Origin of the sequence: Pseudophaeobacter profundi (genome assembly GCF_029697505.1) — a bacterium.
Lineage (GTDB): Bacteria > Pseudomonadota > Alphaproteobacteria > Rhodobacterales > Rhodobacteraceae > Pseudophaeobacter > Pseudophaeobacter profundi.
The window spans coordinates 164,569-189,406 of record NZ_JARJEF010000002.1; the positions used below are offsets into that span (position 1 = coordinate 164,569).

22 protein-coding genes are annotated in these 24,838 nt (G+C 57.3%); 14 read left to right on the forward strand and 8 right to left on the reverse strand.

Annotated elements, in window-relative coordinates; all coding sequences use genetic code 11:
• From P2081_RS03990 to P2081_RS04005, 4 genes are all read right to left on the reverse strand, one after another.
• Positions 1-714, reverse strand: coding sequence for an ABC transporter ATP-binding protein (locus P2081_RS03990; RefSeq protein ID WP_278921592.1), 714 nt, complete (start codon positions 712-714; stop codon positions 1-3).
• Positions 715-822: 108 nt separating this feature from the next.
• Positions 823-1,608, reverse strand: a complete 786-nt coding sequence (locus P2081_RS03995) for an ABC transporter ATP-binding protein (protein ID WP_278921593.1) — start codon at positions 1,606-1,608, stop codon at positions 823-825.
• A gap of 99 nt (positions 1,609-1,707) precedes the next feature.
• A complete protein-coding gene (locus tag P2081_RS04000) occupies positions 1,708-2,901 on the reverse strand; it encodes an ABC transporter substrate-binding protein (protein ID WP_278921594.1) in 1,194 nt (397 codons plus the stop codon).
• Positions 2,902-3,421: 520 nt separating this feature from the next.
• Complete coding sequence (locus P2081_RS04005) at positions 3,422-4,420, reverse strand: GlxA family transcriptional regulator (RefSeq protein ID WP_278921595.1); 999 nt, start codon at positions 4,418-4,420, stop codon at positions 3,422-3,424.
• Positions 4,421-4,613: 193 nt separating this feature from the next.
• Between P2081_RS04005 and P2081_RS04010 the strand changes: the two genes are divergently transcribed.
• Positions 4,614-5,987, forward strand: a complete 1,374-nt coding sequence (locus tag P2081_RS04010) for a class II 3-deoxy-7-phosphoheptulonate synthase (RefSeq protein ID WP_278921596.1) — start codon at positions 4,614-4,616, stop codon at positions 5,985-5,987.
• Positions 5,988-6,178: 191 nt separating this feature from the next.
• Here the strand turns inward: P2081_RS04010 and P2081_RS04015 are convergent, their stop codons facing one another.
• Complete coding sequence (locus P2081_RS04015; protein ID WP_278921597.1) at positions 6,179-6,991, reverse strand: PAS domain-containing protein; 813 nt, start codon at positions 6,989-6,991, stop codon at positions 6,179-6,181.
• 253 nt (positions 6,992-7,244) lie between these two features.
• On the opposite strand from P2081_RS04015, the gene P2081_RS04020 reads away from it, so the two are divergent.
• The 10 genes from P2081_RS04020 to phoB all read left to right on the forward strand — a co-directional run bounded on the left by P2081_RS04020 (position 7,245) and on the right by phoB (position 16,985).
• Complete coding sequence (locus P2081_RS04020) at positions 7,245-8,141, forward strand: YicC/YloC family endoribonuclease (RefSeq protein ID WP_278921598.1); 897 nt, start codon at positions 7,245-7,247, stop codon at positions 8,139-8,141.
• A gap of 19 nt (positions 8,142-8,160) precedes the next feature.
• Positions 8,161-8,802, forward strand: a complete 642-nt coding sequence (gene gmk, locus P2081_RS04025; RefSeq protein WP_278921599.1) for a guanylate kinase — start codon at positions 8,161-8,163, stop codon at positions 8,800-8,802.
• Positions 8,799-9,320 carry a gamma carbonic anhydrase family protein gene (locus tag P2081_RS04030; protein WP_278921600.1) on the forward strand — a complete coding sequence of 174 codons (522 nt, stop codon included), beginning with the start codon at positions 8,799-8,801 and terminating at the stop codon, positions 9,318-9,320. Before gmk ends, P2081_RS04030 begins: the two co-directional genes overlap by 4 nt.
• A 140-nt stretch (positions 9,321-9,460) precedes the next feature.
• On the forward strand, positions 9,461-10,504 hold the full coding sequence (locus P2081_RS04035) for an ATP-binding protein (RefSeq protein ID WP_278921601.1): 1,044 nt from the start codon (positions 9,461-9,463) through the stop codon (positions 10,502-10,504).
• Between the two features lie 255 nt (positions 10,505-10,759).
• Complete coding sequence (locus P2081_RS04040) at positions 10,760-11,815, forward strand: substrate-binding domain-containing protein (protein WP_278921602.1); 1,056 nt, start codon at positions 10,760-10,762, stop codon at positions 11,813-11,815.
• Positions 11,816-11,918: 103 nt separating this feature from the next.
• A complete protein-coding gene (pstC, locus tag P2081_RS04045) occupies positions 11,919-13,397 on the forward strand; it encodes a phosphate ABC transporter permease subunit PstC (RefSeq protein ID WP_278921603.1) in 1,479 nt (492 codons plus the stop codon).
• Positions 13,397-14,749, forward strand: coding sequence for a phosphate ABC transporter permease PstA (gene pstA, locus P2081_RS04050; protein ID WP_278921604.1), 1,353 nt, complete (start codon positions 13,397-13,399; stop codon positions 14,747-14,749). The genes pstC and pstA overlap by 1 nt, the downstream gene beginning before the upstream one ends.
• 14 nt (positions 14,750-14,763) lie before the next feature.
• Complete coding sequence (pstB, locus tag P2081_RS04055) at positions 14,764-15,561, forward strand: phosphate ABC transporter ATP-binding protein PstB (RefSeq protein WP_278921605.1); 798 nt, start codon at positions 14,764-14,766, stop codon at positions 15,559-15,561.
• A gap of 20 nt (positions 15,562-15,581) precedes the next feature.
• Positions 15,582-16,292, forward strand: a complete 711-nt coding sequence (gene phoU / locus P2081_RS04060; RefSeq protein WP_278921606.1) for a phosphate signaling complex protein PhoU — start codon at positions 15,582-15,584, stop codon at positions 16,290-16,292.
• A gap of 3 nt (positions 16,293-16,295) precedes the next feature.
• On the forward strand, positions 16,296-16,985 hold the full coding sequence (gene phoB, locus P2081_RS04065) for a phosphate regulon transcriptional regulator PhoB (RefSeq protein ID WP_232402585.1): 690 nt from the start codon (positions 16,296-16,298) through the stop codon (positions 16,983-16,985).
• A gap of 72 nt (positions 16,986-17,057) precedes the next feature.
• Here phoB and P2081_RS04070 read toward each other — a convergent pair whose 3' ends face one another.
• Entirely contained in the window at positions 17,058-17,972 is a 915-nt protein-coding gene (locus tag P2081_RS04070; RefSeq protein WP_278921607.1) for a LysR family transcriptional regulator, read from the reverse strand.
• 104 nt (positions 17,973-18,076) lie between these two features.
• On the opposite strand from P2081_RS04070, the gene P2081_RS04075 reads away from it, so the two are divergent.
• The 3 genes from P2081_RS04075 (at position 18,077) to P2081_RS04085 (ending at position 22,714) form a co-directional block, all read left to right on the forward strand.
• Positions 18,077-19,297, forward strand: a complete 1,221-nt coding sequence (locus P2081_RS04075) for an acyl-CoA dehydrogenase (protein WP_278921608.1) — start codon at positions 18,077-18,079, stop codon at positions 19,295-19,297.
• A 736-nt stretch (positions 19,298-20,033) separates the two neighbouring features.
• Positions 20,034-21,773: a SulP family inorganic anion transporter gene (locus P2081_RS04080; protein ID WP_278921609.1), complete on the forward strand. Its 1,740-nt coding sequence runs from the start codon at positions 20,034-20,036 to the stop codon at positions 21,771-21,773.
• A 173-nt stretch (positions 21,774-21,946) separates the two neighbouring features.
• Positions 21,947-22,714 carry an SDR family oxidoreductase gene (locus tag P2081_RS04085; RefSeq protein WP_278921610.1) on the forward strand — a complete coding sequence of 256 codons (768 nt, stop codon included), beginning with the start codon at positions 21,947-21,949 and terminating at the stop codon, positions 22,712-22,714.
• A gap of 4 nt (positions 22,715-22,718) precedes the next feature.
• Here the strand turns inward: P2081_RS04085 and P2081_RS04090 are convergent, their stop codons facing one another.
• Together P2081_RS04090 and P2081_RS04095 are read right to left on the reverse strand one after the other, a co-directional pair.
• Complete coding sequence (locus P2081_RS04090) at positions 22,719-23,582, reverse strand: acyl-CoA thioesterase (RefSeq protein ID WP_278921611.1); 864 nt, start codon at positions 23,580-23,582, stop codon at positions 22,719-22,721.
• A gap of 44 nt (positions 23,583-23,626) precedes the next feature.
• Complete coding sequence (locus tag P2081_RS04095; protein ID WP_278921612.1) at positions 23,627-24,838, reverse strand: serine hydrolase domain-containing protein; 1,212 nt, start codon at positions 24,836-24,838, stop codon at positions 23,627-23,629.

Consider the following 24,838-nt stretch of genomic DNA (forward strand, 5'->3'; position numbering starts at 1 on the left):
TCAGCCCCCCAAAAACGATTTGCGGACTTCGGGATCAGCCAAAAGCTCCTGCCCGGTGCCGGAATAGGCATTGCGGCCCTGGACCAGAACATAGCCTTTATCTGCGATCTCAAGTGCTTGCTTGGCGTTCTGTTCCACCATCAGGATCGGCAGGCCTGTGCGGGCCACCTCGATAATGCGGTCAAACAGCTCATCCATCACGATGGGCGATACGCCTGCCGTGGGTTCATCCAGCATCAGAACTTTGGGCTTGGTCATCAGCGCCCGCCCTACGGCGACCTGCTGCCGCTGGCCACCTGATAGCTCTCCAGCGGGCTGGCTGCGCTTGTCGCGCAGGATCGGGAACAGCTCGTAAACCTGCTCCATCGTCTCGGTGATATCATCGGTGCGGATAAAGGCCCCCATCTCCAGGTTCTCTTCTACCGTCATCGAGGTGAAGATATTGCTGGTCTGCGGCACAAACCCCATGCCCTTCACAACCCGGTCTTGCGGGCTCAGGCGGGTGATATCCTCACCGTCCAGACGCACGGCCCCGGCGTTGAGGGACAGCATACCAAAAACCGCCTTCATTGCGGTGGATTTGCCAGCTCCATTCGGGCCAACAATCACCGCGATCTCGCCAGGGTTCACAGCAATGGTGCAGTCATGCAGAATATCCGGCCCCTTGCCGTATCCGCCTGTCATGCCATCACCAATCAAAAAGGGTTCAGACATGTGCGCCTCCCACCTTCATCTTACCAAAAATACCTCGGGGGGGCCGCACAGCGGCGGGGGCAGCGCCCCCACTGGTGCGCCGCCGCCCCAGGTCCAGCGTCTCGCCCATCAGGTCTTCTCCAGTTTGTCTTTGTTTTTCAGGCCTGTGCCCAGATAGGCCTCGATGACCTGCTCATTTGCCTTGATCTCGGCCAGCGACCCTTCGGCCAGCTTGCGCCCCTCGGCCATGCAGATCACCGGATCACAAAGCCGGTCAATGAACTCCATGTCATGCTCGATCACCACAAAGGTATAGCCGCGCTCTTCATTGAGCCGCTTGATGGCATCGGCAATGGTATAGAGCAGCGTTCGGTTCACCCCGGCGCCGACCTCGTCCAGAAACACGATCTTGGCGTCCACCATCATGGTGCGGCCCAGTTCCAGCAGCTTCTTCTGACCGCCAGAAACCTCACCGGCACGCAGGTCGGCGATATGGCTGATGGTCAGAAACTCGAGCACCTCATCCGCCTTGGCGCGAAGGGCGCGTTCCTCCTCGGCGATGCGTTTGCGGCCAAACCAGGTGTTCCAGAGGCTTTCACCCGATTGTGCGCCGGGTACCATCATCAGGTTTTCGCGGCAGGTCATAGAGGAAAACTCATGCGCGATCTGAAAGGTACGCAGTAGCCCCTTGTGAAACAGCTCATGCGGCGGCAGGCCGGTGATATCCTCACCATCCATGGTGACGCGGCCGGAGGTGGGTTCAAGAACCCCAGCGATTACATTGAAAAGAGTGGTCTTTCCGGCGCCGTTTGGCCCGATTAAACCGGTGATGGAGCCCTTGGCGATTTCGAGCGAAGCGCCGTCAACCGCATGGAACCCGCCGAAGTGCTTGTGCAAATCCTCGACGACGATCATATCATTTATCCCCTGCCGCAGTTTGTTTGCGGGTACTGAATTTGGAACAGCCCGGGCAAAACCCGGGCTGTTCTTTGCGTGTTGATCTGCCGACTAAGCTTAGCGGAACTTCACAGTAGTGTTCTCGCCGTCCTTGACCAGGATCTCGCGGTAGGAACCTGCGCTCTCACCAGGGCCGATCAGCTCAACACCGGTGGCACCCTGGAAATTAACGTCTTTGCCAGCGGCAATCAGTTCCAGTGCCTTGCCCAGATCACCTGGGTTGATCTCTTCGCCCGGTGCATTGGCAACATCCATGATCTTGGCGCCATATACGGCTGGATCGGTGGAGTTTGCCGCCTGCATCGCCAGCAGGATCAGCGCCGCCGCATCATAGGATTCTGATGCATAGGCAGATGTGCCGTCAAAGCCAGCTGCCTTGGACATCTCGGCAAAGATGCCGGCACCTTCACTGTCAGATCCAGCAATCTGGCCAAAAGAGCCATCCAGATCGGGGCCGACGTTCTTGGGCAGGCTGTCCCCGATCATGCCGCCGGGCAGGCCGAAGGTGTCAAAGGCACCGGAATCCAGCGAGGACTGGATGATGCCAAGCCCCCCCTGGTCCAGATATCCAGCGACAACCAGAATATCGCCACCAGCCGAAGCCAGCGAAGCAACTTCGGCAGAGTAGTCGCCTTTGCCGTCTTCATGCGCTGCCACGATGGTCACTTCGCCACCGATTTCTTCAAAGGAGGTCTGGATAGCATCTGCCAGGCCCTTACCAAAGTCGTTGTTGGTATAGGTCAGAGCGATGGACTTCACGCCGCGCTCTTGCAAGATGTCAGCCATGATCTGGCCTTCGCGGGCATCAGACGGAGACGTGCGGAAGAACAGGCCATTGTCTTCCATACCGGACAGGCCGGGCGAGGTCGCAGAGGGCGAGACCATGACCATGCCGTTGGGAATGGCTACGTTCTGCAGGATCGCGCCGGTCACCCCAGAACAGTCACCGCCAACAATACCCATGACGCCTTCGGCGATCAGCTTTTCGCCGTTTGCCACGGCCAGGCCGTTATCAATGCAGCCGGTGTCGGCACGTACGGAGGTAACGGTGGCACTGTCCAACAGCTTGCCGGATTTGGTCACTTCCTCCATCGCCAGCTCAGCGCCCGCGGCCATGGCAGGGGACAGCGATTCAATGGGGCCGGTAAAACCAAGCAATACGCCAAGTTTGACTTCCTTGGCTTGGCCTTCGGCGAAGGCCGTGCCAGCGGTCAGCGCCAGGGCCGTTGTAGCCATCAATATTTTTTTCATCTGAGATCTCCCGTTTATTGGAACACACGTGTTCATACCGAACCCTAGGCAAGGCGATTTGAAAAGAAAAGTCCCCTTAGCTAGGGTGCCCCTCCCCAGGGCCACCTGTGCGTCTTCTTGGGCCAGCCATGATGGCAGGCCTGATGCGGCGGATGCTTTACAGGCTTCATGCCAAGAGGGAAAGAACTCAATCGCGCATCGGCCCTTGGCGTCGCGGCACCCAAGGGGCATCCGGGGGTGCCGCCTGTGAAACGCGGTGAACATTGGCGGCGCAGTTTGTGCGCCATGTGATCAGATCAACTACTTGAAGCTTAAAGCATTTTTTTGGGCCAGGCGACGTGACAGCGGCAAATTTCTACGCAGGCTTGGCCAGATCGGCCCGATTCAGCGCCCAATGATGTGGTGGAAAAAAAATGGGAAAAAAGTTGGGCCTGCTGATGCCGCGGCCCAAATTCACACCAATATCACGCATCATCTGACGGCAGTTGCGCCCTGTCAGGGCCATCGGCCAACACTAGAATCAAGGCTTGCCTGATTTGCTGCCACGTTCGCGGTAGGGGGTGGTTTCGTAATGTGCACGGTAACATTTGGAGAAATGCGAGGGTGAAGCAAAGCCGCAGGCCAGCGCCACATTGATCACACTCATATCCGTTTGCATTAGAAGATTGCGCGCCTTCTGCAGCCGCAGCTCCATATAGTAGCGTTTCGGGCTGCGGTTCAGGTAGCGGCGAAACAGACGTTCAAGTTGCCGTGTCGACATGCCCACGTCCTGTGCCAGGACTGAAGGGCTGATGGGGTCTTCAATATTGGCTTCCATCTTCTGGATCACCAGCGAGAGTTTCGGATGACGCACCCCGATACGCGTTGGGATCGACAGACGCTGGGTATCCTGATCGGTGCGGATCGAGGAATAGATCAGCTGATCCGCCACAGCATTGGCCAGTTCTTCGCTTAGGTCATTGGCAAGAATCTTCAGCATCAAATCAATGGAGGATGTGCCGCCGGCAGTAGACATCCTGTTGTTATCAATGACAAAAACAGATTTCGTCAGGGTAACTTCGTCAAACTCTTCTGCAAAACTATCGATGTTTTCCCAGTGGATCGTCGCCCGCTTGCCATCCAGCAGACCTGCCTTTGCCAGCACATAGGACGCGGTGCACAACCCGCCAACCCTGACCCCTTTGCGGGCCTCGCGGCGCAGCCAAGCCAGCAGCCTTTTGGAGGTTGCAGTCTGAACATTCACGCCGCCACAGACCATGATTGTATCGTCGCGCTGCAACTCGGCCAAGTCGCCATCTGACGTGAAGGTCGTTCCGGCAGAGCAGGTCACGTTTCCGCCACCTTCGCTCAGCAGGGTCCAGCTATAGGCGTCATAGCCGACCATACGGTTGGCAATGCGTAGACATTCCAATGCCGATGCAAAAGAGAGCATCGAAAATCTATCAAGTAAAACAAACACGTAGTGACGTTTTGGGGCGATAGCCTTGGGGATCTCTGGCTTTTTCTTATTGGTTTGCATTGGGCACATCCTTGGCAAAAAGTGAATGCACCGGGAGAGACTAAAGAAAGTCAGCCCCGCGTGAGACCGGAAAACCGTGCTCACAGCTTTGCGTCGGGGTCAAGAGGCGCAAATCTAAACTGGTCAGAGTGGGATGGTTTTTGTATAGGTGGCTTCCGTCCTATCAATATGACCTCTTATGCGGAGAAAAGCTATGAGTGAGTGGCAAAAAGCGGCCTGGCGCAACAAAGCACGCGTGCAGATGCCCGACTATACCGATGCCGCGGCCCTCGGGGCCGTAGAGGCGCAGCTTTCCAACTATCCGCCCTTGGTCTTTGCCGGTGAAGCGCGCCGTTTGAAACAGCATTTGGCGGCTGCCGGGCGCGGCGAGGCATTTTTGTTGCAGGGCGGCGATTGCGCCGAAAGCTTTGAACAGTTCAGCGCCGATGCAATCCGCGACACCTTTAAGGTGATGCTGCAGATGGCCATGGTTCTGACCTATGGTGCCAAGGTGCCAGTGGTGAAAGTGGGCCGTATGGCGGGGCAATTTGCCAAGCCACGCAGCGCACCAACTGAAACAGTGGATGGGGTTGAACTGCCCAGCTACCGCGGTGACATAATCAACGATCTTGGCTTTACTGAAGGATCGCGTATTCCAGACCCCAAGCGGATGCTGCAGGCCTATACCCAGGCCGCGGCAACCCTGAACCTGCTGCGCGCCTTTTCCACTGGTGGCTATGCGGATGTGAATCAGGTGCATGCCTGGACCCTGGGCTTTACCGAGGGTGAGAAAGCGCAAAGCTATCGTGAAATGGCCAACCGGATCACTGATACGCTTGATTTCATGCGCGCCGCCGGGGTCAACAACGATGCCTCGCACGCGTTGCATTCGGTTGAATTCTACACCAGCCACGAAGGCCTGCTGCTGGAATACGAAGAGGCGCTGACGCGGCTTGATTCAACCTCTGGCAAATGGCTTGCCGGGTCCGGCCACATGCTGTGGATCGGAGATCGCACCCGTCAACCTGACGGCGCGCATGTGGAATTCTGTCGTGGCGTGTTGAATCCCATTGGCCTGAAATGTGGCCCGACCACCACGGCCGAGGATCTCAAGGTGTTGATGGCCAAGCTGAACCCGGACAATGAGGAAGGTCGCCTGACGCTGATCGCCCGCTTTGGGGCCGGCAAGGTGGCAGAGCACCTGCCGCGCCTGGTCAAAGCGGTGCAGGAAGAAGGGGCCAATGTAACCTGGGTCTGTGATCCGATGCATGGCAATACCGTCAAGTCCTCTACCGGGTATAAAACCCGGCCCTTTGAAAGCGTCCTGCGCGAAGTCCAGGATTTCTTTGCGGTCCATAGCTCCGAAGGCACCATTCCCGGCGGCGTGCACTTTGAAATGACCGGGCAGGATGTCACGGAATGCACCGGCGGCGTGCGGGCTGTGACCGACGAGAACCTGAGCGATCGCTATCATACCGCCTGCGATCCCCGCCTGAACGCCAGCCAATCGCTGGAACTGGCCTTTCTGGTCGCCAAAGAGCTGTCAGAGCTGCGCAGCCAGCAGAACCGGAAAGCCGAAGCCGGCTAGGCCCGGCCTCAAGCGTGTATCGCTGTGGCGATGAGATGAAAACAGGCCCGTCCCGATTGGGGCGGGCCTGTTTGTGACGGGCAGCGGCAAAGGATCGGTCCCCGGAAAATGGGAAACGCCCCGGGAATTCTTCCGCGGGGCGTTGGTAACTAGACTACGACCAAATAGACTAGAAATAGACTAAAATTTTACTAAAGGGCTGACTCACTTCGGCTGGAAACCAGGCGTAGATGCGGCGCTTTGGATTTGCTTTTTGCATCTGCACGGGCGGTGTCGCGCACCGGCTTCAGGGTTTTGCGGTCGGCCAGATCACGGGCTTCCTGCAAGATAGAGGTCTCTGGCTGCATTCGCGATTGCAGCTCTGCAAAATCGGGGTTGGCGCTGTTTGCATCTGCGGTATCGCGGGGTTTGGATTTGAACTCAGCATCCCCTGACTTTTTGGCGACGGCGCGCATTTCAATTGATGAGATGCTGAAGCGCTGCGAAGTCTTGGAGGGGTTGCCGTCGGAAACAAAGACCCCTAGCGCGCGACTGACATCGCCCAGATCACTGCGCAGCGGCAGCAGCAACATGCGGGCTTCGCGGCGGCCGCGCAGGCGGGAGCCTTCGGTTTGCATGTCGATTTCGACAATCGCAGGGGCTTCGAACATATGCTCCAGTGCGGCGCTCATCTGTTTGCGGGCATCCGGGGTGAAAAAGGCGGTGATGGGCATGCCACGCACCTCCATGCCGGCCATTTCGTTGACCTTTTGGCCAGCCAGACGAAAACGGGCAACGCCCGGTGCAACGCGTTCCAGAATAAATGTCTGCGACAGAATGTTTTCCAGCCCGCGCGGATCAATCTGCGACCGGTTTGGAATGTCATCGCCACGCTGCAGCGCTGTCCAGTAGGCCTCTGCCTGCCGCATCGGAGAGATCGAAACGCTATTACGGAAATTTTTCATAGGAACCACCTTGTCGTGCCCCTTATCCTGCTCTGAATTTTTGCTACCGCCAAAAAACATGTGCTTTCCTTACGTTGTTCGGTCCATCCGCCATCAAACACGCTGCACGAGCCTCTCGACTGCCTTATTTGTAGCGTCAGGATGGTTACCTTGCAGTTAACATGCCACAATATTATTCAAATTTGGACTAAAATTTAAAGCAATGGTTAACGCCTTCCGATGACAGGCCTATCCTTATGCGTCAAACGCTACCCCAGACGCACTGTTGGAATTGATGCTTTTGCCAGAAAACACGCCAGAAAGGGCCATATAGATGACTATTCGCAGCATGACGGGGTTTGCCTCGGGGCAGGGCGGGCTTGACACCCATAATTGGAGTTGGGAAATCCGTTCGGTCAACGCGAAAGGCCTGGATCTGCGTTTGCGGGTACCTGACTGGCTGATCGGGCTGGAGGCGCATCTGCGCAAGCGCTGTAGCGCTGAACTGGCGCGGGGCAACGTGACGCTGGGTCTGCGGATCACCCGTTCAGAGGCAGGCGCCACCAGCCTGGTGCTGAACAAGCCGCTGTTGCAATCCGTCCTTGCCGCCCTGGCCGAAGCCGAGGCCACCGCTCAGGCTGCGGGGGTGGATCTGTCGGTGACCTCCGGCGCGGATCTACTGTCTATTCGCGGCGTGCTGGAAACCAACCTGCGCGAAGATGACCCCGCACCGCTGGTCGCCGCGATGGGTCATGAATTCGAAAGCATTTTGGCGCAATTCGTTCAAATGCGTGAAGCCGAGGGGGCAGCCCTGGCGCAGGTATTGCAGGATCAGCTGGCAGAGCTGCGCCGCCTGACGGATCTGGCCGCCGAGCTGGCAGCGGCGCGCAAGCCGCTGGTGGCCCAAAACCTCAAGGTCAATCTGGCCAAGGTGCTGGAGAATGCCGAAGGCGTTGATGCCAATCGGGTGGCGCTGGAACTGGCGATGCTTGCGGTGAAATCCGATGTCACCGAAGAAATCGACCGGCTTGGCGCGCATATTCTGGCCGCCGAGACCCTGTTGACGACAGGCGGTGCGGTGGGGCGCAAGCTTGATTTCTTGATGCAGGAATTCAATCGTGAGGCCAATACCCTGTGCTCAAAAGCGCTGAACAGTGACTTGACCTCGGTCGGTCTAGAGTTGAAAGCAGTGATCGACCAGATGCGCGAGCAGGTGCAAAATATTGAATAACTCCGAAGGAACAGACGAGATGGCAAACCGCCGTGGCCTATTGATCATCCTGTCCTCGCCATCCGGCGCGGGTAAATCCACCCTGGCAAAGCGGCTACGCAGCTGGGATGACAGCATCCGCTTTTCCGTCTCGGCCACCACTCGCAACCCGCGCGACGGGGAAGTGGACGGACAGGACTATCACTTCGTTTCGGTGGATGATTTCAAATCCGCCGTCACCGAGGGCGAAATGCTGGAGCATGCGCATGTCTTTGGCAATTTCTACGGCTCGCCCAAGGGGCCGGTGCGCGCCGCGATCGACAAGGGCCAGGATGTTCTGTTCGATATCGACTGGCAGGGAGCGCAGCAGATCCGCAATTCTGAACTTGGCCAGCATACATTGTCGATCTTTCTGCTGCCACCTTCGATCACCGAATTGCGCCGCCGGTTGGAAAGCCGCGGGCAGGATGATCAGGACACCATCAAACGCCGGATGGAAAAAAGCTGGGACGAGATCAGCCATTGGGGCAGCTATGACCACGTGTTGGTCAATGATGACCTGGATGCCACCGAAGAGGCGCTGAAGACCATCATTTCAGCCACCCGGCTGCGTCGCATTCAACAGCCACAGCTGGTGGATCACGTGCGGGCGCTGCAATCAGAATTTGAGGAGATGTCATGACACTTTATGCTTTGGGTGTGCAAAGGCCGCAGCTGCATGCAGATACCTGGGTGGCACCGGATGCCAATCTGATCGGCCAGGTGGTGTTGGAAGCCGCGGCTTCGGTCTGGTTTGGCTCGACCATTCGCGCTGACCACGAAGAAATTCGCATCTGCGAAGGGGCGAATGTGCAGGAAAACGTGGTTATGCATGTTGATGCCGGCTTTCCACTGACTGTAGGTAAGAACTGCACCATTGGTCACAAGGTCATGCTGCATGGCTGTAGCATCGGTGAAAACAGCCTGATCGGCATGGGCGCCACCGTTCTGAATGGGGCCAAGATTGGCAAAAACTGCCTGATCGGGGCCGGGGCCTTGATCACCGAAAACAAGGTTATTCCTGACAATTCCCTGGTGATGGGCGCGCCAGGCAAGGTGGTGCGTGAGGTATCGGAAGCGCAGGCCCAGACGTTGACGCAGAGCGCGCTGCACTATCAGGACAACATGCGCCGGTTTCGCGACGAGCTGCGCGCGGTTTAAGCCCAGATCGCGAGCTTGGGCAGGCTGCAGGGCAGGGCGGCTTCAGCGGATGTTGCGTCTTGTCTTTCACAGGGCGGCTGGGCCGCAACCTCTTCGTTACATTTGCCTGATACCCCGTGCCAACCCATTTGGAGAGCGCAATGAAACAAGAGGTGATCGCAGATTTTCTGGATGCATTCCCGCTGCCTTCGGTGTTGGTGGATCAGACTGAGCGCTTTATCGCAGCCAATCAGTCTGCCCAGGAATTGCTGGGGCAACAGATCTTGGGGCGTCATTTTGCCACCATCCTGCGCCAGCCCAGCGTTACCGGGGCCATCGAAAAATGCCTGGAGGATCGCGGCAGCCGCTGCGCCAAGCATTTGTCAAACGACGGCGCGCAGGACACCAGTTTTGATGTGACGCTGCGCTATGTCGGTGGCATCGGCGCGGTTGAGGGCGGCGCTGTGTTGATCACCTTTACCGATGTGAGCGAACGCGAGCAGGCCGGCCAGATGCGGCGCGACTTTGTCGCCAATGTCAGCCATGAACTGCGCACGCCGCTGACCGCGCTGATGGGCTTTATCGAAACGCTGCGCGGCGCCGCCCGCGACGATCCCGCCGCCCGTGATCGGTTTCTGACGATCATGGAAGGAGAGGCCAGCCGGATGAACCGGTTGGTGGGGGATCTGTTGTCGTTGAATCGGGTCGAAAGCAAAGAGCGCATTCGCCCCAGGGAACAGCTGGATCTTGTCGGGCATCTGACATCAACCCTGAGGACGGTGCAGCCTCTGGCTGATGCCGGCGAGACCCGATTGATCTTTACGCCGCCCGATGACCCGGTGATGATCACAGGGGATGCGGACCAGTTGTTGCAGGTCTTCATAAACCTGATTGAGAATGCCATCAAATACGGCGGTGATCGGGTCGAGGTTACTCTGGAACTTCTGGAACGCGATCCCTCGCTGCGCTGTGCCGCGGTTCGGGTCCGGGTGATGGACAATGGCGCCGGGATCGACCCCATTCACCTGCCGCGCCTGACCGAACGGTTTTACAGGGCTGACAATCACCGCTCGCGCGAACTGGGCGGAACGGGCCTTGGCCTTGCCATTGTCAAACATATCGTCAATCGCCACCGGGGACGGCTGCGGGTGGAAAGCGAGCCGGGAACTGGCAGCTGTTTTTCCGTGATCTTGCCACTGACATAATGACCTCTGTCATAATATGGCGACCCATTCGGGTGTGCGACGCCCCTGGGCGGCGGGCAAATCGCGGTCATCTGCTGGCGAAGGCGATAAAAGATTAACGTGAGGGCGGCTTTTGTGACAATTTCCGGCGAATTTCCGATCTTGTCACACGCCTGTTACATAAGCGTCACAAAAGCCACATGCCAGCCTTTTAGGAGGGGCGCATGATCATCACGAAGATGGTCACACAACTTTCTCTCTCTCATGGAGATACGCATGTCCTTTGTGAAACTGACCGCTTCCGCCCTGACCATCGCTGCCGCTACGGCCACTGCTGCCACTGCGCGTGACCAGGTCCAGGTTGCCGGCTCTTCGACCGTTCTGCCTTATGCTTCCATCGTTGCCGAAGCCTTTGGCGAAAACTTTGACTTCCCGACACCAGTTGTGGAATCCGGTGGCTCTTCCGCAGGGCTCAAACGGTTCTGCGAAGGTGTTGGCGAAAACACCATCGACATTGCCAACGCATCGCGCCGCATCAAGGAAAAAGAGATTAAGGCCTGCGCCGAAGCTGGTGTCACTGACATCATCGAAGTGCGTATCGGCTATGACGGCATCGTTTTTGCCAGCGACATCAACGGCAACGCCTTTGAATTCACCCCAACCGATTGGTTCCTGGCCCTGTCCGACGAAATCATGGTTGATGGCAAGATGGTTGCCAACCCAAACAAGACATGGGCCGATGTGAACCCCGCTTTCCCGGCGCAACCGATCCAGGCCTTCATCCCCGGCACCAAGCACGGCACTCGTGAAGTGTTTGAAGACAAAGTGATCCTGGCCGGCTGTGAAGCCACCGGCGCCTTTGAACACATCCTGGCCGGTGCAACAGGTGACAGCGCCAAGGCCCAGAAAAAGGCCGCTGAAAAGGCCTGTATCTCACTGCGCACCGATGGCGTGTCTGTTGACATCGACGGCGACTACACTGAAACCCTGGCCCGCATCGGTAGCAACGCCGACGGCATTGGTGTCTTTGGTCTGGCTTTCTATGAAAACAACACGGACAAGCTGCAGGTTGCCACCATGTCCGGCATCGTGCCCTCGACCGAAAGCATCGCAACCGGCGAGTACCCCGTCTCGCGCCCCTTGTTCTTCTATGTGAAGCAAGCCCACATCGGCGTGATCCCGGGCCTGAAGGAATTTGCTGAATTCTTCGTCGCAGACGAGGTTGCCGGCCCCGATGGTCCGCTGTCCGAATATGGCCTGGTTGCCGACCCAGAGCTGAGCCAGACCCAGGATGCGGTTGCTGACGAAGCCACCATGGGCGACAATTCCTGATCGCTGTACATCTTGTAAAACTCTGGGGCGGCTCCTTCCGCCCCAGAGCCAATTTGAACCAGACCAACCGCCAAAACCTGCTGCTGTCATCCCGGAGTTTTTGATGCCAATATTCTGGCTTATCGTTATTCTGCTTGCGCTTACCGCCTGCGGCTATTGGTTTGGGCGCAGTCGCGCCCTGGCCTCTGCCAATGGTAACCCGCGCGAATTGCACTCATTGCCCGTCTACTATGGCGCCAATGTCGCCATGAGCATTGCCATTCCGGCCCTCATGACCCTTGCGATCTGGCTGCTGGTCCAGCCCATGGTGATTGAGAGCCGCGTTTCCGCCAGCCTGCCGTCTGAGGTGATCCCTGAAAATACCAGCATCGGCCTTATTATGGGGGATGTGCGCCGCCTTTCTGATGGCCTTGATGAGGTCGTGGCGCAGGGATTTCTTGATGCAAAACAGGCCCTTGACCTGAATTCCGAAACTACTGATATTCGTGCAACCCTAGGCGAGGTTGGTGTTGCGCTTGGCTCGGATGTGCGCCCCGAAGTGCTGGCTGCTGCGCAGCAGTACCGTCAGTTGTCCGCAACCGGCGGGCGCGCCATGACGCTGGTATGCCTGTTTCTGGCACTTGGCGGACTGGTCCTGTCGCTTCGCAAAACCAACAAGACGTTTCGCGCGCGAAACGTGGTTGAACGCGGTATTCTCGCCCTGCTGGTCCTGGCAGCCTCTCTTGCGATCCTGACAACGGTGGGCATCGTCTTTTCGATGCTATTTGAAACCATCAATTTCTTTGGCCTGCACGCCTGGCGCGACTTTTTCTTTGGTACCACCTGGGCACCGAATTTTCGCGGTGACAGCGAATTGTCGATGCTGCCATTGCTTTGGGGAACGCTGTATATCTCGGCGATTGCGCTGTTGGTAGCGGTGCCTGTTGGGTTGTTCGCGGCGATCTACCTGTCGGAATATGCCGGGTCTACGGTGCGTTCCTTTGCCAAGCCTCTGTTGGAAATTCTCGCAGGGATCCCGACCATTGTTTATGGCCTGTTTGCCCTGCTGACGGTTGGGCCCCTGCTGCTTAAACTCTTTGGTCAGGGCGAAGAGGGCCTGTTGGGGCTTACCTGGATGAGCGGCGCCACCTCGGTGCTGACCGCTGGTGTCGTGATGGGCATCATGTTGATCCCATTTGTCTCTTCGCTGTCGGACGATATCATCAACGCGGTGCCGCAAGCGCTGCGCGATGGGTCCTTGGGGCTGGGGGCAACCAAATCGGAAACCATACGCCAGGTGGTTCTGCCGGCTGCCCTGCCGGGCATTGTGGGCGCCATCCTGCTGGCGGCGTCGCGCGCCATCGGCGAAACGATGATCGTGGTAATGGGGGCCGGTGCGATCGCCAAGTTTTCGGCCAATCCATTTGAATCCATGACGACAATCACCACCCGCGTGGTCAGCCAGTTGACTGGCGATACCGATTTCGCCAGCCCGGAAACACTGGTGGCCTTTGCCCTCGGGCTTTCTCTCTTTGTCCTTACCCTGGGCCTCAATGTCCTGGCGCTCTATATTGTGCGCAAATATCGGGAGCAGTATGACTAATGACCGATTTCAGCCCCTCTTCAACACCGCCAACCTCGGTTCAAACATCGCTGCTAACCCTATCGGACCGCACCAAAAAGCGAAACGCGAACGAGCGGCGCTTTAAGGCCTACGGTATTGCCGCAATCGCGGTGGGACTGCTGATGCTCCTGGTTCTGGTGGTCACAATCTTCGGCCGCGGCACCGGCGCCTTTCAACAGACCTTTGTGACCCTGGATGTCGAACTGCTGGAAAGCAAGCTGGACAAGACCGGCGAGCGCAATATCGAAGATATCGAGCGGATCAGCACCTTTGGCTATGCGCCATTGGTGAATGGCGCGATGAGCGCGGCCATCGAACAACACGGTGTTGACACCTCGCTCAAATCTAAACAGCTGGCCGGTCTCTTGTCGAAAGGCGCGGTGGCGCAGCTACGTGCCTATGTGCTGGCCAACCCGCAACAGATTGGCGAAACAGTGGAATTCCGCTTTCTGGCGCAAAGCCGGGTTGATGGCTACCTGAAGGGGCGTGTCAGCCGCGACAGCATTGAAAACGATAAGAATATTTCAGCAGCGCAGCTTGATGTAGTGGATGCGCTGGTGGCGGCCGGGGTGATTGAAAAATCCTTCAATCTGGACTTCATTCTCGGTTCCGATGCCTCTGACCAACGCCCCGAAGCTGCTGGTATGGGGGTCTCCATGCTGGGATCGTTCTTTATGATGCTGGTGGTACTGGCCCTGGCGCTGCCCATCGGCGTCGCCGCCTCGATCTATCTTGAAGAGTTTGCGCCAAAGAACTGGATTACCGACATTATTGAGGTCAATATCGCCAATCTCGCGGCGGTGCCCTCGATCGTCTACGGGATCCTTGGTCTGGCCGTCTTTATCAACTACATGCACCTGCCGATGTCGGCGCCGCTGGTGGGGGGGCTGGTGCTGACGCTGATGACGCTGCCAACCATCATCATTTCGACCCGCGCGGCCCTGAAGGCGGTGCCCCCGTCGATCCGCGATGCCGCGCTGGGGGTTGGTGCATCAAAAATGCAGTCAGTGTTTCACCATGTGTTGCCCCTGGCGGCACCGGGCATCCTTACTGGCACCATCATTGGCCTGGCCCAGGCGCTTGGGGAAACCGCACCGCTGCTGCTGATCGGCATGGTTGGCTTTATCGCCTCCAACGCGCCGGAAACCCTGGGTGAAGGGCTGCTATCGCCAAATTCCGCCATGCCGGCCCAGATCTATGAATGGGCTAAACGGGCGGACCCCGCCTTTTATGAACGCGCCTGGGGTGGCATCATCATCCTATTGCTCTTTCTTGTAACCATGAACACGGTGGCCGTTGTGTTGCGTCGCCGCTTTGAACGCCGCTGGTAACCGGAGGTGAGGCTATGAACACCATGAATATGTTGGATAAATCCTTGGATACAAAGACCACCAAGATCACCGCGCGGGACGTCAATGTCTACTATGGCGACAGCCATGCGATCAAAGATGTGAATGTCGAAATCGACGCCAATACCGTCACAGCCTTTATCGGGCCGTCGGGCTGCGGCAAGTCGACTTTCCTGCGCTGTATCAATCGGATGAACGATACGATTGATGTTTGCCGCGTGCGTGGCGACATTCTTCTGGATGGCGAAGACATCTATGACAAACGTGTCGATCCGGTGCAGCTGCGCGCCAAAGTCGGGATGGTGTTTCAAAAACCCAATCCTTTCCCGAAATCCATCTATGACAATGTCTCTTATGGGCCGCGGATCCATGGGCTGTCGCGAAACAAGGCCGAAATGGATGATATCGTTGAAAAATCTCTACGCCGTGCCGCCATCTGGGAAGAGGTGAAAGACCGGCTGGATGCCCCCGGTACCGGGCTTTCTGGTGGCCAGCAACAGCGGCTGTGCATCGCTCGTGCCATCGCCACAGAACCCGAAGTGCTGCTGATGGATGAGCCTTGTTCTGCCCTCGACCCCATTGCGACGGCTCAGGTAGAAGAGCTGATCGATGAGCTGCGTACCAATTACTCTGTTGTTATCGTAACCCATTCGATGCAGCAGGCCGCACGGGTCAGCCAGAAGACCGCGTTTTTCCATCTCGGGAACCTGGTAGAATTTGGCCCCACTGGCCAGATTTTTACCAACCCGGAAGATCCGCGTACCGAAAGCTATATCACTGGCCGTATCGGCTAGCGCCCACAAAGGAAATTATCATGGTAGAACAACATATTGCCTCCGCCTTTGATCGGGACCTCGAAGCCATTCAGGCCCAGATCATGAAGATGGGCGGCCTTGTTGAGGTCGCGATCGTGGACTGCGCCCGCGCACTGGAAACCCGCGACGAGGAGTTGGCGCAGCAGGTACGCAACAGCGACAAGGCGATTGATGGGCTGGAAGAGCTGATCAATGAAAATGCCGCCCGTTTGATTGCCATCCGCGCCCCGGCGGCAGTGGATCTGCGGGTGGTTCTGTCGGTGATGAAAATCGCTGGCAACCTGGAACGTATTGGCGATTATGCAAAAAACATCTCCAAACGAACCGGCGTTTTGATCCAAGGGCAAGATATTTCGGACAATGCCGCAGCGCTGCGTCGCATGGCGCGCGAGGTAGAGCTGATGCTGAAAGACGCGCTTGATGCCTATATCCAGCGCGATATCGAGCTGGCCGCTGATGTGATCACCCGTGACCGCGAGGTCGACCAGATGTATAATGCGCTATTCCGGGAATTCCTGACCCATATGATGGAAGATCCGCGCAATATCACCTCTTGTATGCACCTGCATTTCATTGCCAAAAATATCGAACGCATGGGTGATCATGTAACTTCTATCGCGGAAGAGCTGATCTATCTGGTGACTGGCCACCGCCCCGAGGAAGACCGGCCCAAGGCGGATACCACCTCTACCGCGCCGCAGGAGATTTAAGAAATGACTGCCGATCAGCCTACTGTTCTGATCATCGAAGATGAACTGGCACAGCGCGAGGTGCTTGCCTACAATCTGGAGGCCGATGGCTTCCGCGTGAGCCGCGCTGAAAACGGGGAAGAAGGACTGCTGCTTGTCGAAGAAGACATGCCCGACATCATCGTGCTGGATTGGATGATGCCAAATCTCAGCGGGATCGAGGTCTGCAGGCGGCTGAAAACCCGCCCCGAGACCCGCAACATTCCGATCATCATGCTGTCGGCCCGATCAGAAGAGGTCGACAAGGTGCGCGGGTTGGAGACTGGCGCCGATGATTATGTGGTAAAACCCTATTCTGTCATCGAGTTGATGGCGCGAGTGCGTACACAGCTGCGCCGGGTCCGCCCATCAACCGTCGGTATGCGCCTGGAATTCGATGACATCGTGCTGGATGCCGAAACGCACAAGGTCAGCCGGTCTGAAAACGCGCTAAAGCTGGGGCCAACCGAGTTTCGCCTGCTTTCTACCTTTATGGAAAAGCCTGGCCGGGTTTGGAGCCGCGAACAGCTGCTGGATCGTGTCTGGGGCCGCGATATCTACGTGGATACCCGTACGGTGGACGTACATATCGGCCGCCTGCGCAAGGCGCTGACCCAGCATGGCGGCAGTGATCCGGTGCGCACGGTACGCGGTGCCGGCTATGCTCTGGGCTAGGTCGCGGGGCATAACCCAGCGGTAGGCATATGGAACGGGCTCTTTCTAAGGGCCCGTTTTTGTTAGTTTTAACTATCGGGGCAGGGGGTCTTCGGGCTGGGCCTGCCCCTCTAGCCAGGTGCGAAAGCTCTGCAAGGCGGGGTCGCGCGACTTGCTTTGTGGCCAAACCAGGTAATAGGCACCATTTGCCTCGCTTGGCTGCGGCTGTAGCGCAGTCAAACGCCCGGTCGCGATTTCCTGTTCGACCAGGTAATCGGGCATCAGGGCCACGCCAAGCCCATGCAGCGCCGCCTGAGTGATCGTTGAGAATTGATCATAGATGGTCCCGCCCAGATCTTCTGGCAGGGTCGATACTCCCTGCATTTCGCACCAATCGCGCCAGGCATTGGGCCGGGTCTGAATATGCAGCAGCGGCATTTCGATGATTTTTTTCACCGGAAGGTACCGGCCTATCTCGACCAGTTCGGGGCTGCAGACCGGGATCAGATGTTCATGCTTTAGCAGCAGAGAACCCGTCCCGGGCCATTTCGCATCTCCAAAATGTATGGCTGCATCAAATGGTTCGGTAGTAAAGCTAAAGCTCTCTAGCCGGGTGGTCATATTGATGGTGACATCGGGATGTCGACGGGCAAATTCTGGCAGGCGTGGCATCAACCACCGCATACCGAAGGCCGGCAAAATCGCCAGGTTCAAGCTGCCGGCCATCGGTGCCATCTGCACCCGCAGGGTTGATTGGGTGATCTGATGCAGCGCTTGACGCACCTCTTGAGCGTAGGTTGCCGCCTCGGCGGTCAACTGCAGCTTCTTGCGATCCCGCTGCACCAAAGTGACACCCAACTGGGTTTCAAGTGATTGTAATTGCCGACTTACTGCCCCTTGAGTCAGGCAGAGCTCTTCAGCGACAGCCGAGGCGCTGCCAAGCCGGTCTAGGGCTTCCAGTGCGCGCAGGGCGGCGATAGAGGGCAGGAAACGTCTGGGCAATTGCATGTATGCGCTTTTGTCATGTTTGGTTGCCAAAGTCTCGCTGTTTTTCAGAGCTGCTGCCTGTTAATGTTTGCGCAATACTCACAGATTTTACAAAGGGCCACGTCATGACCGATAAACCACAGCTGCGCGCCAAGGATGCCCCCGATCTGGGGCGTTTCACCTGGGAAGATCCGCTGCGGATGGATGATCAGCTGAGCGAAGATGAGCGCATGATCATGGCCTCTGCGCGGGCCTATGCACAGGAAAAGCTGCAGCCACGCGTGACCGCTGCCTATGAAAACGAAGAGACCGATCCGGCAATCTTTCGTGAAATGGGTGACATGGGCCTGCTTGGCACCACCATCCCCGAAGAATACGGCGGCTTGGGCGGCGGCTATGTGTCCTATGGGTTGGTCGCACGCGAGGTAGAGCGGGTAGACAGCGGATATCGTTCAATGATGTCCGTCCAAAGTTCGCTTGTTATGTACCCGATCTATGCCTACGGCAGCGAAGAGCAGCGGCAGAAATACCTGCCAAAGCTGGCCTCGGGCGAATGGATTGGCTGTTTTGGTCTGACAGAACCTGATGCCGGCTCTGATCCGGCCGGCATGAAAACGCGGGCCGAAAAAACCGCGACCGGCTATAAGCTGACCGGCTCCAAGATGTGGATCTCCAACGCGCCGATCGCGGATGTGTTTGTTGTCTGGGCCAAATCCGAAGAACATGGCGGCAAGATCCGTGGCTTTGTGCTGGAAAAAGGCATGAAGGGTCTTTCGGCTCCAAAAATTCAGAACAAGGCCAGCCTGCGCGCCTCGATCACCGGTGAAATCGTCATGGATGGCGTTGAAGTCGGCGATGAGGCCCTGCTGCCACATGTGCAGGGGTTGAAGGGGCCGTTTGGCTGTTTGAACCGGGCCCGTTATGGTATCAGCTGGGGCGCCATGGGCGCAGCCGAGGCCTGCTGGCACGCGGCACGGCAATATGGTCTGGATCGAAAGCAGTTTGACCGCCCGCTGGCCAACACGCAGCTTTTCCAGCTGAAACTTGCCAATATGCAGACGGAAATCACCCTTGGGTTGCAGGCCTCCTTGCGGGTTGGTCGCCTGATGGATGAGGCAAACGCAGCCCCAGAGATGATTTCAATCGTCAAGCGCAACAACTGCGGCAAGGCGCTGGAGATTGCCCGCAATGCCCGTGATATGCATGGCGGCAACGGTATCAGCCTGGAATTCAACGTCATTCGCCACATGGTGAACCTTGAAACCGTTAACACCTATGAGGGCACCCACGACGTGCATGCCTTGATCCTGGGGCGGGCACAGACCGGTCTGCAGGCATTTTTCTAGGCAATATTGGCCTGCGACGGACTTCGCGGGCCTATCGAGTATAAGATCTTGGCGAGGGAGCAGAGGCTTTTCCTCGCCATTTTTACATTGAGGCGTGCGTTTTTGCAGTTCCGTTTTGCGAAATTGCAATCTGGTGATTGTTCGCGCTGATACCTGTAGCCTTACAAAGCAAAGCAGGCTGCTGATGAGGCACTCCCACCGAGGATTGGATCCAAAACCATGAACGTCGCGAAGTGAAGGCTGCGCCAAGGCTGTCGCGTTTTGCCATGAATACAAGGGCCCGCAGCACCTGTCCTTGCCGAGGCCCGCGTGGCAAAGGTTAACCGGCAGAGGCGGTCCATTGCAGTGCGACCCGCGCGGATCGGGTTTTTCGGCTGTCGCTGTGAGAATACGCAAGGGACAATTTTTCACCACGCAACGTGGCTCATCTTGCACCATTGCAATGGTGGCAAGATCGATCCGAGCCCCCATGACAGCGGGCTGCATTTTTGCACGGATGATATTGCGAAAATGCGCGCGAAATTTCGCAAAGGTAGCGGCCTTATATGGGCGTGACCCCAAGCATTTTCGCTTATTTACAATATCTTAACCTGGCCAAAGCCGAAAGAAAAGCCCTATTTTTCACAAGGCGTAGGCAAGGGGTTTACAGCAGGAATAATATATATAGATAAGTGAATGTGTAAACGCGGAAGCGCTACCAAGATCTGTTTCACGGAAACCAAGAGAGATCGCGACAATGAAAACCCAACCGCCAAAACTCCTGATGGAAAAGATCTTTCCGGTGCTGAGCTGGGGGCGGACCTACAGTCGACAGGACCTTGGCGGCGATCTGACTGCGGCGGTGATCGTGACCATCATGCTGATCCCGCAATCGCTGGCCTATGCGTTGCTTGCAGGGCTGCCCGCCCAGGTTGGGTTATATGCTTCGATATTGCCGCTGGTGGCCTATGCGCTCTGGGGCACATCGCGGGTGCTGGCGGTGGGGCCGGTTGCGGTGGTGTCCCTGATGTCGGCCTCGGCGCTGGCACCGCTTGGTCTGACGCAGGTGGCGGACTATGTGGCAGCCTCGGCGGTGCTGGCCTTGATGTCGGGGGCATTGCTATTGCTGATGGGCGGGCTGAAGCTTGGCTTTATCGCCAACCTGCTGTCGCATCCGGTGATCGCAGGCTTTATCAGCGCCTCTGGTATTCTGATTGCGATCAGTCAGGCAAAGCATATTCTTGGTATCACGGCCAGCGGTCACAACCTGCCGGAAATCCTGCTGTCATTGGGGCAGGGGATTGGGCAGATCAATCCGGTTACCGCCGTGTTGGGATTGGCGGTATTAGGGTTTTTGTTCTGGTTGCGGCGCGGTGTTCCGGCGCTCCTGCAGAACCGGCTTGGCCTGTCGCAGCAGCTTTCGGGCACCATCGTTCGTATTGGGCCGGTCTTTGCTGTGGTGGGCACGATCTTGCTGTCCTGGGGGCTTGGCCTTGCGGATCAGGGCGTTGCAGTTGTCGGTAAGGTACCAACCGGCTTGCCGCCCATCGGCGTGCCAGCTATGGACGCCGAACTGGTTAAGGCGCTGATTACACCCGCTATTTTGATCACCATTATTGGCTACGTCGAAAGCGTGTCGGTGGCGCAGACCCTGGCGGCCAAGCGTCGACAGCGGATCGACCCCAATCAGGAACTCAACGCGCTGGGGGCTGCGAATATTGCCTCGGGCCTGTCGGGGGGCTACGCGGTGACCGGAGGATTTGCCCGCTCGGTGGTGAACTTTGATGCCGGGGCGCGCACTCCGGCGGCGGGTGCCTTGACAGCAATTGGATTGACTTTTGCCGCTATCTACTTGACACCATTTATGTATTTTCTGCCCAAGGCAACGCTTTCCGCAACAATTATCGTGGCCGTGTTGTCGCTGGTGGATCTGTCGATCCTGAAGACCGCCTGGCGCTATTCGCGTGCTGATTTCGCAGCTGTCTTTGCCACCATCTTGCTGACGCTCCTGGCTGGGGTGGAAATCGGCGTCGGCGCTGGAGTTATCACGTCGATTTGCCTGTTTTTGTGGAAAACATCCCGACCACATGTGGCCGAGGTCGGTCAGGTGCCGGGCAGTGAACATTTCCGCAATATTGAGCGCCACAGCGTTTTCACGGATCCTAAAATCGTCACGCTCCGGATTGATGAAAGCCTGTACTTTGCCAATGCGCGGCGGATGGAAGACCTGATCCTGGATCGGGTTCATCGCGGTGGTGGCGCGGTCAAACATCTGGTCCTGATGTGTTCAGCGGTGAATGAAATCGATCTCAGCGCGCTGGAGTCGCTGGAGGCGATCAACCATCAGCTGGCGGATATGGGGGTGAGCTTGCACCTGTCAGAGGTCAAGGGGCCGGTGATGGATCGGTTGCAGCGCAGTCACTTTTTGCAGGACCTGACCGGAGAGGTGTTCTTGTCACAAAACTGCGCGTATCAGAAACTGCGCGAGATGCTGTAAGACTGGGGATTTCTATGCAGGTGGTCGCTGCAGGGGTTCGGTATTTGTGCTAAGTAAAATCTCATAATCAGTATTATGGTAAATAAAGATGTTCCGTTCCGTCACACAGGATTGGCAGCATGTGTTTTGCGCGATAGCCTTTCTTGAATAAAACCAGGGACAAGGCGATTGAAATGGATATCAAGGGCAGTTGTATTGTAGTGACCGGTGCCGCTCAGGGCATTGGCAAGGCGCTGGCGCAGAGGTTTGCCGTGCTTGGCGCTGCGCATGTCATCTGCGCTGATATTGACCGCGACGGTGCCCAGGATGTAGCCGCACAGATCGGAGGCACCGCCTTTGTGGTGGATGTGAGAGATGAATCCAGCATCAAGGATCTGATCGAAACCGTAGAAGACACCATTGCGCCGATTGATCTATTCTGTTCCAACGCGGGCATCCTGACCATGGGTGGTTTTGAAGTCGCCAATGAGGAATGGCAAAAGATATGGGATATCAATGTGATGTCTCATGTCTGGGCCGCACGTCATCTGGTGCCCCGGATGATCAAACGCGGTGGTGGCCATATGTTGAACACTGCCTCGGCGGCGGGTTTGCTAAACCAGATTGGCGCTGCACCTTACGGCGTGACAAAACACGCTGCGGTTGGCTTTGCGGAATGGCTGGCCATCACCTATGGCGACCAGGGCTTGGGTGTTTCGGTTCTGTGCCCGCAGGCGGTGCGCTCGCAGATGACCAAGGGATTTGAAGAAAGCGTTGCCAGTGTCGATGGGATGCTCGAACCTGAAACCGTTGCGGATTTTTGTGTGGACGCGATTGAAAACAACGAGTTCCTGGTGCTTCCGCATCCACAGGTCAAAGACTACATGCAGGCAAAAACGGCGAATTATGGCCGCTGGATCACCGGCATGCAGAAGCTGCGCGACCGATTTTCCGGCCGATAAGGCGTCAGCTGGTGATGGGCCGCATCAGGCCTTCCTGGGCAACGCTGGCCACCAATTTGCCATCCCGAGTGTAGATAGAGCCGCGGTTAAAGCCGCGGCCGCCACCGGCAAAGGGCGAATCCATGGTGTAAAGATGCCATTCATCAAACTGCACCGGCGCGTGAAACCACATGGCATGATCCAGACTGGCCGTCATGGCTTCGGGTTTATGCCAAGTCAGCCCATGCGGCCGCAGCGCCGATCCCAGCAAGCCAAAATCTGACGCATAGGCCATCAGCACATGTTGCAACTGCGGCCCTGCCCCTTTGGCGGCCTCCATTCTGATCCACATATGGTTGATATCACTGGTAATACCAGGATCAAGCGGATCCCGGGGTTCGATGTCACGAATTTCGAACGGCCGCTGGCGGATAAAGTCGGCGCGGTTTTCTTCGTCTATGCGATGGGCATGCTGCTGGTGCAATTCATCCCGCGACAACAGCCCCTCTGGTGGCGGGATATCGGGCATTTCATGCTGATGTGCCCAGCCTTCTTCGACGCGATGAAAAGAGGCCGCGAGGTTCAGGATCTGACGACCATTCTGAATAGCCGTCACGCGACGCGTGGTGAAGCTGCCGCCATCCCTGGAGGGATCCACCTCATAGATCACCGGCTTGCTTGGATCGCCCGGACGGATGAAATAGCCGTGCAGTGAATGGCACAGCCGTTCTGGAACGCTGGCATAGGCCGCTGCCAGGGCCTGGGCAATGACCTGTCCGCCATAGATCCGCATTGGCGTTTCACCGCCAGACCCAATGCCGCGATAGAGATTTGTATCCAGCTCTTCCAGATCAAGCAGGTTGAGCAGAACAGTCCCGGCATCAGTCATTTGGCGTCTCTTTCTAAAGCGGATATTGGCGTTACCGCCACAGGTTAAGCGGTCAGTGCGCCGTGAACCAGTGCTTTCAGTTCTGCCCGCGCCGGATAAGAGCTGGAGGGCGCAAGCTGGGTAAAGAAAACAACTGACAGATCCTGCACGGGATCGACCCAAAAGAAGGTCGAGGCCATGCCGCCCCAGCTGAAATCCCCAACAGATCCGGGACAGCGCGCCCGCGCTGGATCAAGCACCACAGCCCCACCCAGACCAAAGCCCATGCCGTCCATCGGCTGCTCCGCAAAGCTTTGCGGTCCCATCGAGGCAATATCACCCGGAAGGTGGTTTTTCATCATGAATTCAATGGTTTTAGGCGACAGGATAAAGCCGTCCCTCGTCCGTCCCTTTTGGCGTAGCATCTCGGTAAAGCGCATATAATCGTCAATTGTGCCAACCAAACCGCCGCCGCCGGACATCATGTCTGCGGTTTCAAACGGAGAGCCCCCGTGCAGATCGGTGAGCCGTAGCCGCTCGACGCTGGGCTCGGCAGCATTCAGCGCCATGGCATCGCCAGACAGCGGCGTATAGAGAGAGGCAAACCGGTTGCCCGCCGTGCGTGGCACCCTGAAACCGGTCTCACCCATGCCAAGGGGCTCGAAAATCTCTGTGGCAAAGAAATCGCCCAGGCTCCGGCCCGAAACCACCTCAATCACCCGTCCAAGCACGTCAATTGAAACGGAATATTCCCATCGCGTGCCGGGTTGAAACGCCAAGGGATAGCTGGCCAGATGCGCGACCATCTTGCCCAGGTTTCCCTGGTTTGGCTTGAACATCAGCTGTTCGTGATCCATCGCCTGCGACAGAATGCCGGGATTGAACGGATAGCTAAGACCAGAGGTATGGGTGAGCAATTCATGCAGGGTTGGTGTGCGGGCTGGCTCTGTCTGGTCAATCGACGTGGCACCAGGGATAAGCGCCTGCATCTCGGCAAATTCCGGGATGAAGTCCGACACTGGCGCATCCAGGTGAAACAGCCCCTTTTCCGCCAGGATCATCAGCGCAACAGAGGTCACTGGTTTGGTCATCGAATAGATCCGCGCCAGCGTATCGCGGGTGAAGTCGAGGTTCTCCTCGACATTGCGCCGACCAGCCGCATGAAAGTAGCGCTCGGTGCCCGCCTGTTTTATCAACAGGGCGCTGCCGGCATATTTTCTTTCATCTACATAGCGCTGCTGCCAAAGCCTAATGTTTTCCAGCCGGTTCTGATCCAT

Excerpts from the sequence above, each read along its gene's own strand:
- phoU (WP_278921606.1), top strand. The coding sequence starts at position 15,582 with ATGGTAGAACAACATATTGCCTCCGCCTTTGATCGGGACCTCGAAGCC.
- P2081_RS04030 (WP_278921600.1), top strand. The coding sequence starts at position 8,799 with ATGACACTTTATGCTTTGGGTGTGCAAAGGCCGCAGCTGCATGCAGAT.
- P2081_RS04075 (WP_278921608.1), top strand. The coding sequence starts at position 18,077 with ATGACCGATAAACCACAGCTGCGCGCCAAGGATGCCCCCGATCTGGGG.
- phoB (WP_232402585.1), top strand. The coding sequence starts at position 16,296 with ATGACTGCCGATCAGCCTACTGTTCTGATCATCGAAGATGAACTGGCA.
- P2081_RS03995 (WP_278921593.1), bottom strand. The coding sequence starts at position 1,608 with ATGATCGTCGTCGAGGATTTGCACAAGCACTTCGGCGGGTTCCATGCG.
- gmk (WP_278921599.1), top strand. The coding sequence starts at position 8,161 with ATGGCAAACCGCCGTGGCCTATTGATCATCCTGTCCTCGCCATCCGGC.
- pstC (WP_278921603.1), top strand. The coding sequence starts at position 11,919 with ATGCCAATATTCTGGCTTATCGTTATTCTGCTTGCGCTTACCGCCTGC.
- P2081_RS04005 (WP_278921595.1), bottom strand. The coding sequence starts at position 4,420 with ATGCAAACCAATAAGAAAAAGCCAGAGATCCCCAAGGCTATCGCCCCA.
- P2081_RS04000 (WP_278921594.1), bottom strand. The coding sequence starts at position 2,901 with ATGAAAAAAATATTGATGGCTACAACGGCCCTGGCGCTGACCGCTGGC.
- P2081_RS04020 (WP_278921598.1), top strand. The coding sequence starts at position 7,245 with ATGACTATTCGCAGCATGACGGGGTTTGCCTCGGGGCAGGGCGGGCTT.
- P2081_RS04085 (WP_278921610.1), top strand. The coding sequence starts at position 21,947 with ATGGATATCAAGGGCAGTTGTATTGTAGTGACCGGTGCCGCTCAGGGC.
- pstB (WP_278921605.1), top strand. The coding sequence starts at position 14,764 with ATGAACACCATGAATATGTTGGATAAATCCTTGGATACAAAGACCACC.
- P2081_RS04070 (WP_278921607.1), bottom strand. The coding sequence starts at position 17,972 with ATGCAATTGCCCAGACGTTTCCTGCCCTCTATCGCCGCCCTGCGCGCA.
- P2081_RS04015 (WP_278921597.1), bottom strand. The coding sequence starts at position 6,991 with ATGTTTTTTGGCGGTAGCAAAAATTCAGAGCAGGATAAGGGGCACGAC.
- pstA (WP_278921604.1), top strand. The coding sequence starts at position 13,397 with ATGACCGATTTCAGCCCCTCTTCAACACCGCCAACCTCGGTTCAAACA.
- P2081_RS04035 (WP_278921601.1), top strand. The coding sequence starts at position 9,461 with ATGAAACAAGAGGTGATCGCAGATTTTCTGGATGCATTCCCGCTGCCT.
- P2081_RS04040 (WP_278921602.1), top strand. The coding sequence starts at position 10,760 with ATGTCCTTTGTGAAACTGACCGCTTCCGCCCTGACCATCGCTGCCGCT.
- P2081_RS04095 (WP_278921612.1), bottom strand. The coding sequence starts at position 24,838 with ATGGATCAGAACCGGCTGGAAAACATTAGGCTTTGGCAGCAGCGCTAT.
- P2081_RS04080 (WP_278921609.1), top strand. The coding sequence starts at position 20,034 with ATGAAAACCCAACCGCCAAAACTCCTGATGGAAAAGATCTTTCCGGTG.
- P2081_RS03990 (WP_278921592.1), bottom strand. The coding sequence starts at position 714 with ATGTCTGAACCCTTTTTGATTGGTGATGGCATGACAGGCGGATACGGC.
- P2081_RS04010 (WP_278921596.1), top strand. The coding sequence starts at position 4,614 with ATGAGTGAGTGGCAAAAAGCGGCCTGGCGCAACAAAGCACGCGTGCAG.
- P2081_RS04090 (WP_278921611.1), bottom strand. The coding sequence starts at position 23,582 with ATGACTGATGCCGGGACTGTTCTGCTCAACCTGCTTGATCTGGAAGAG.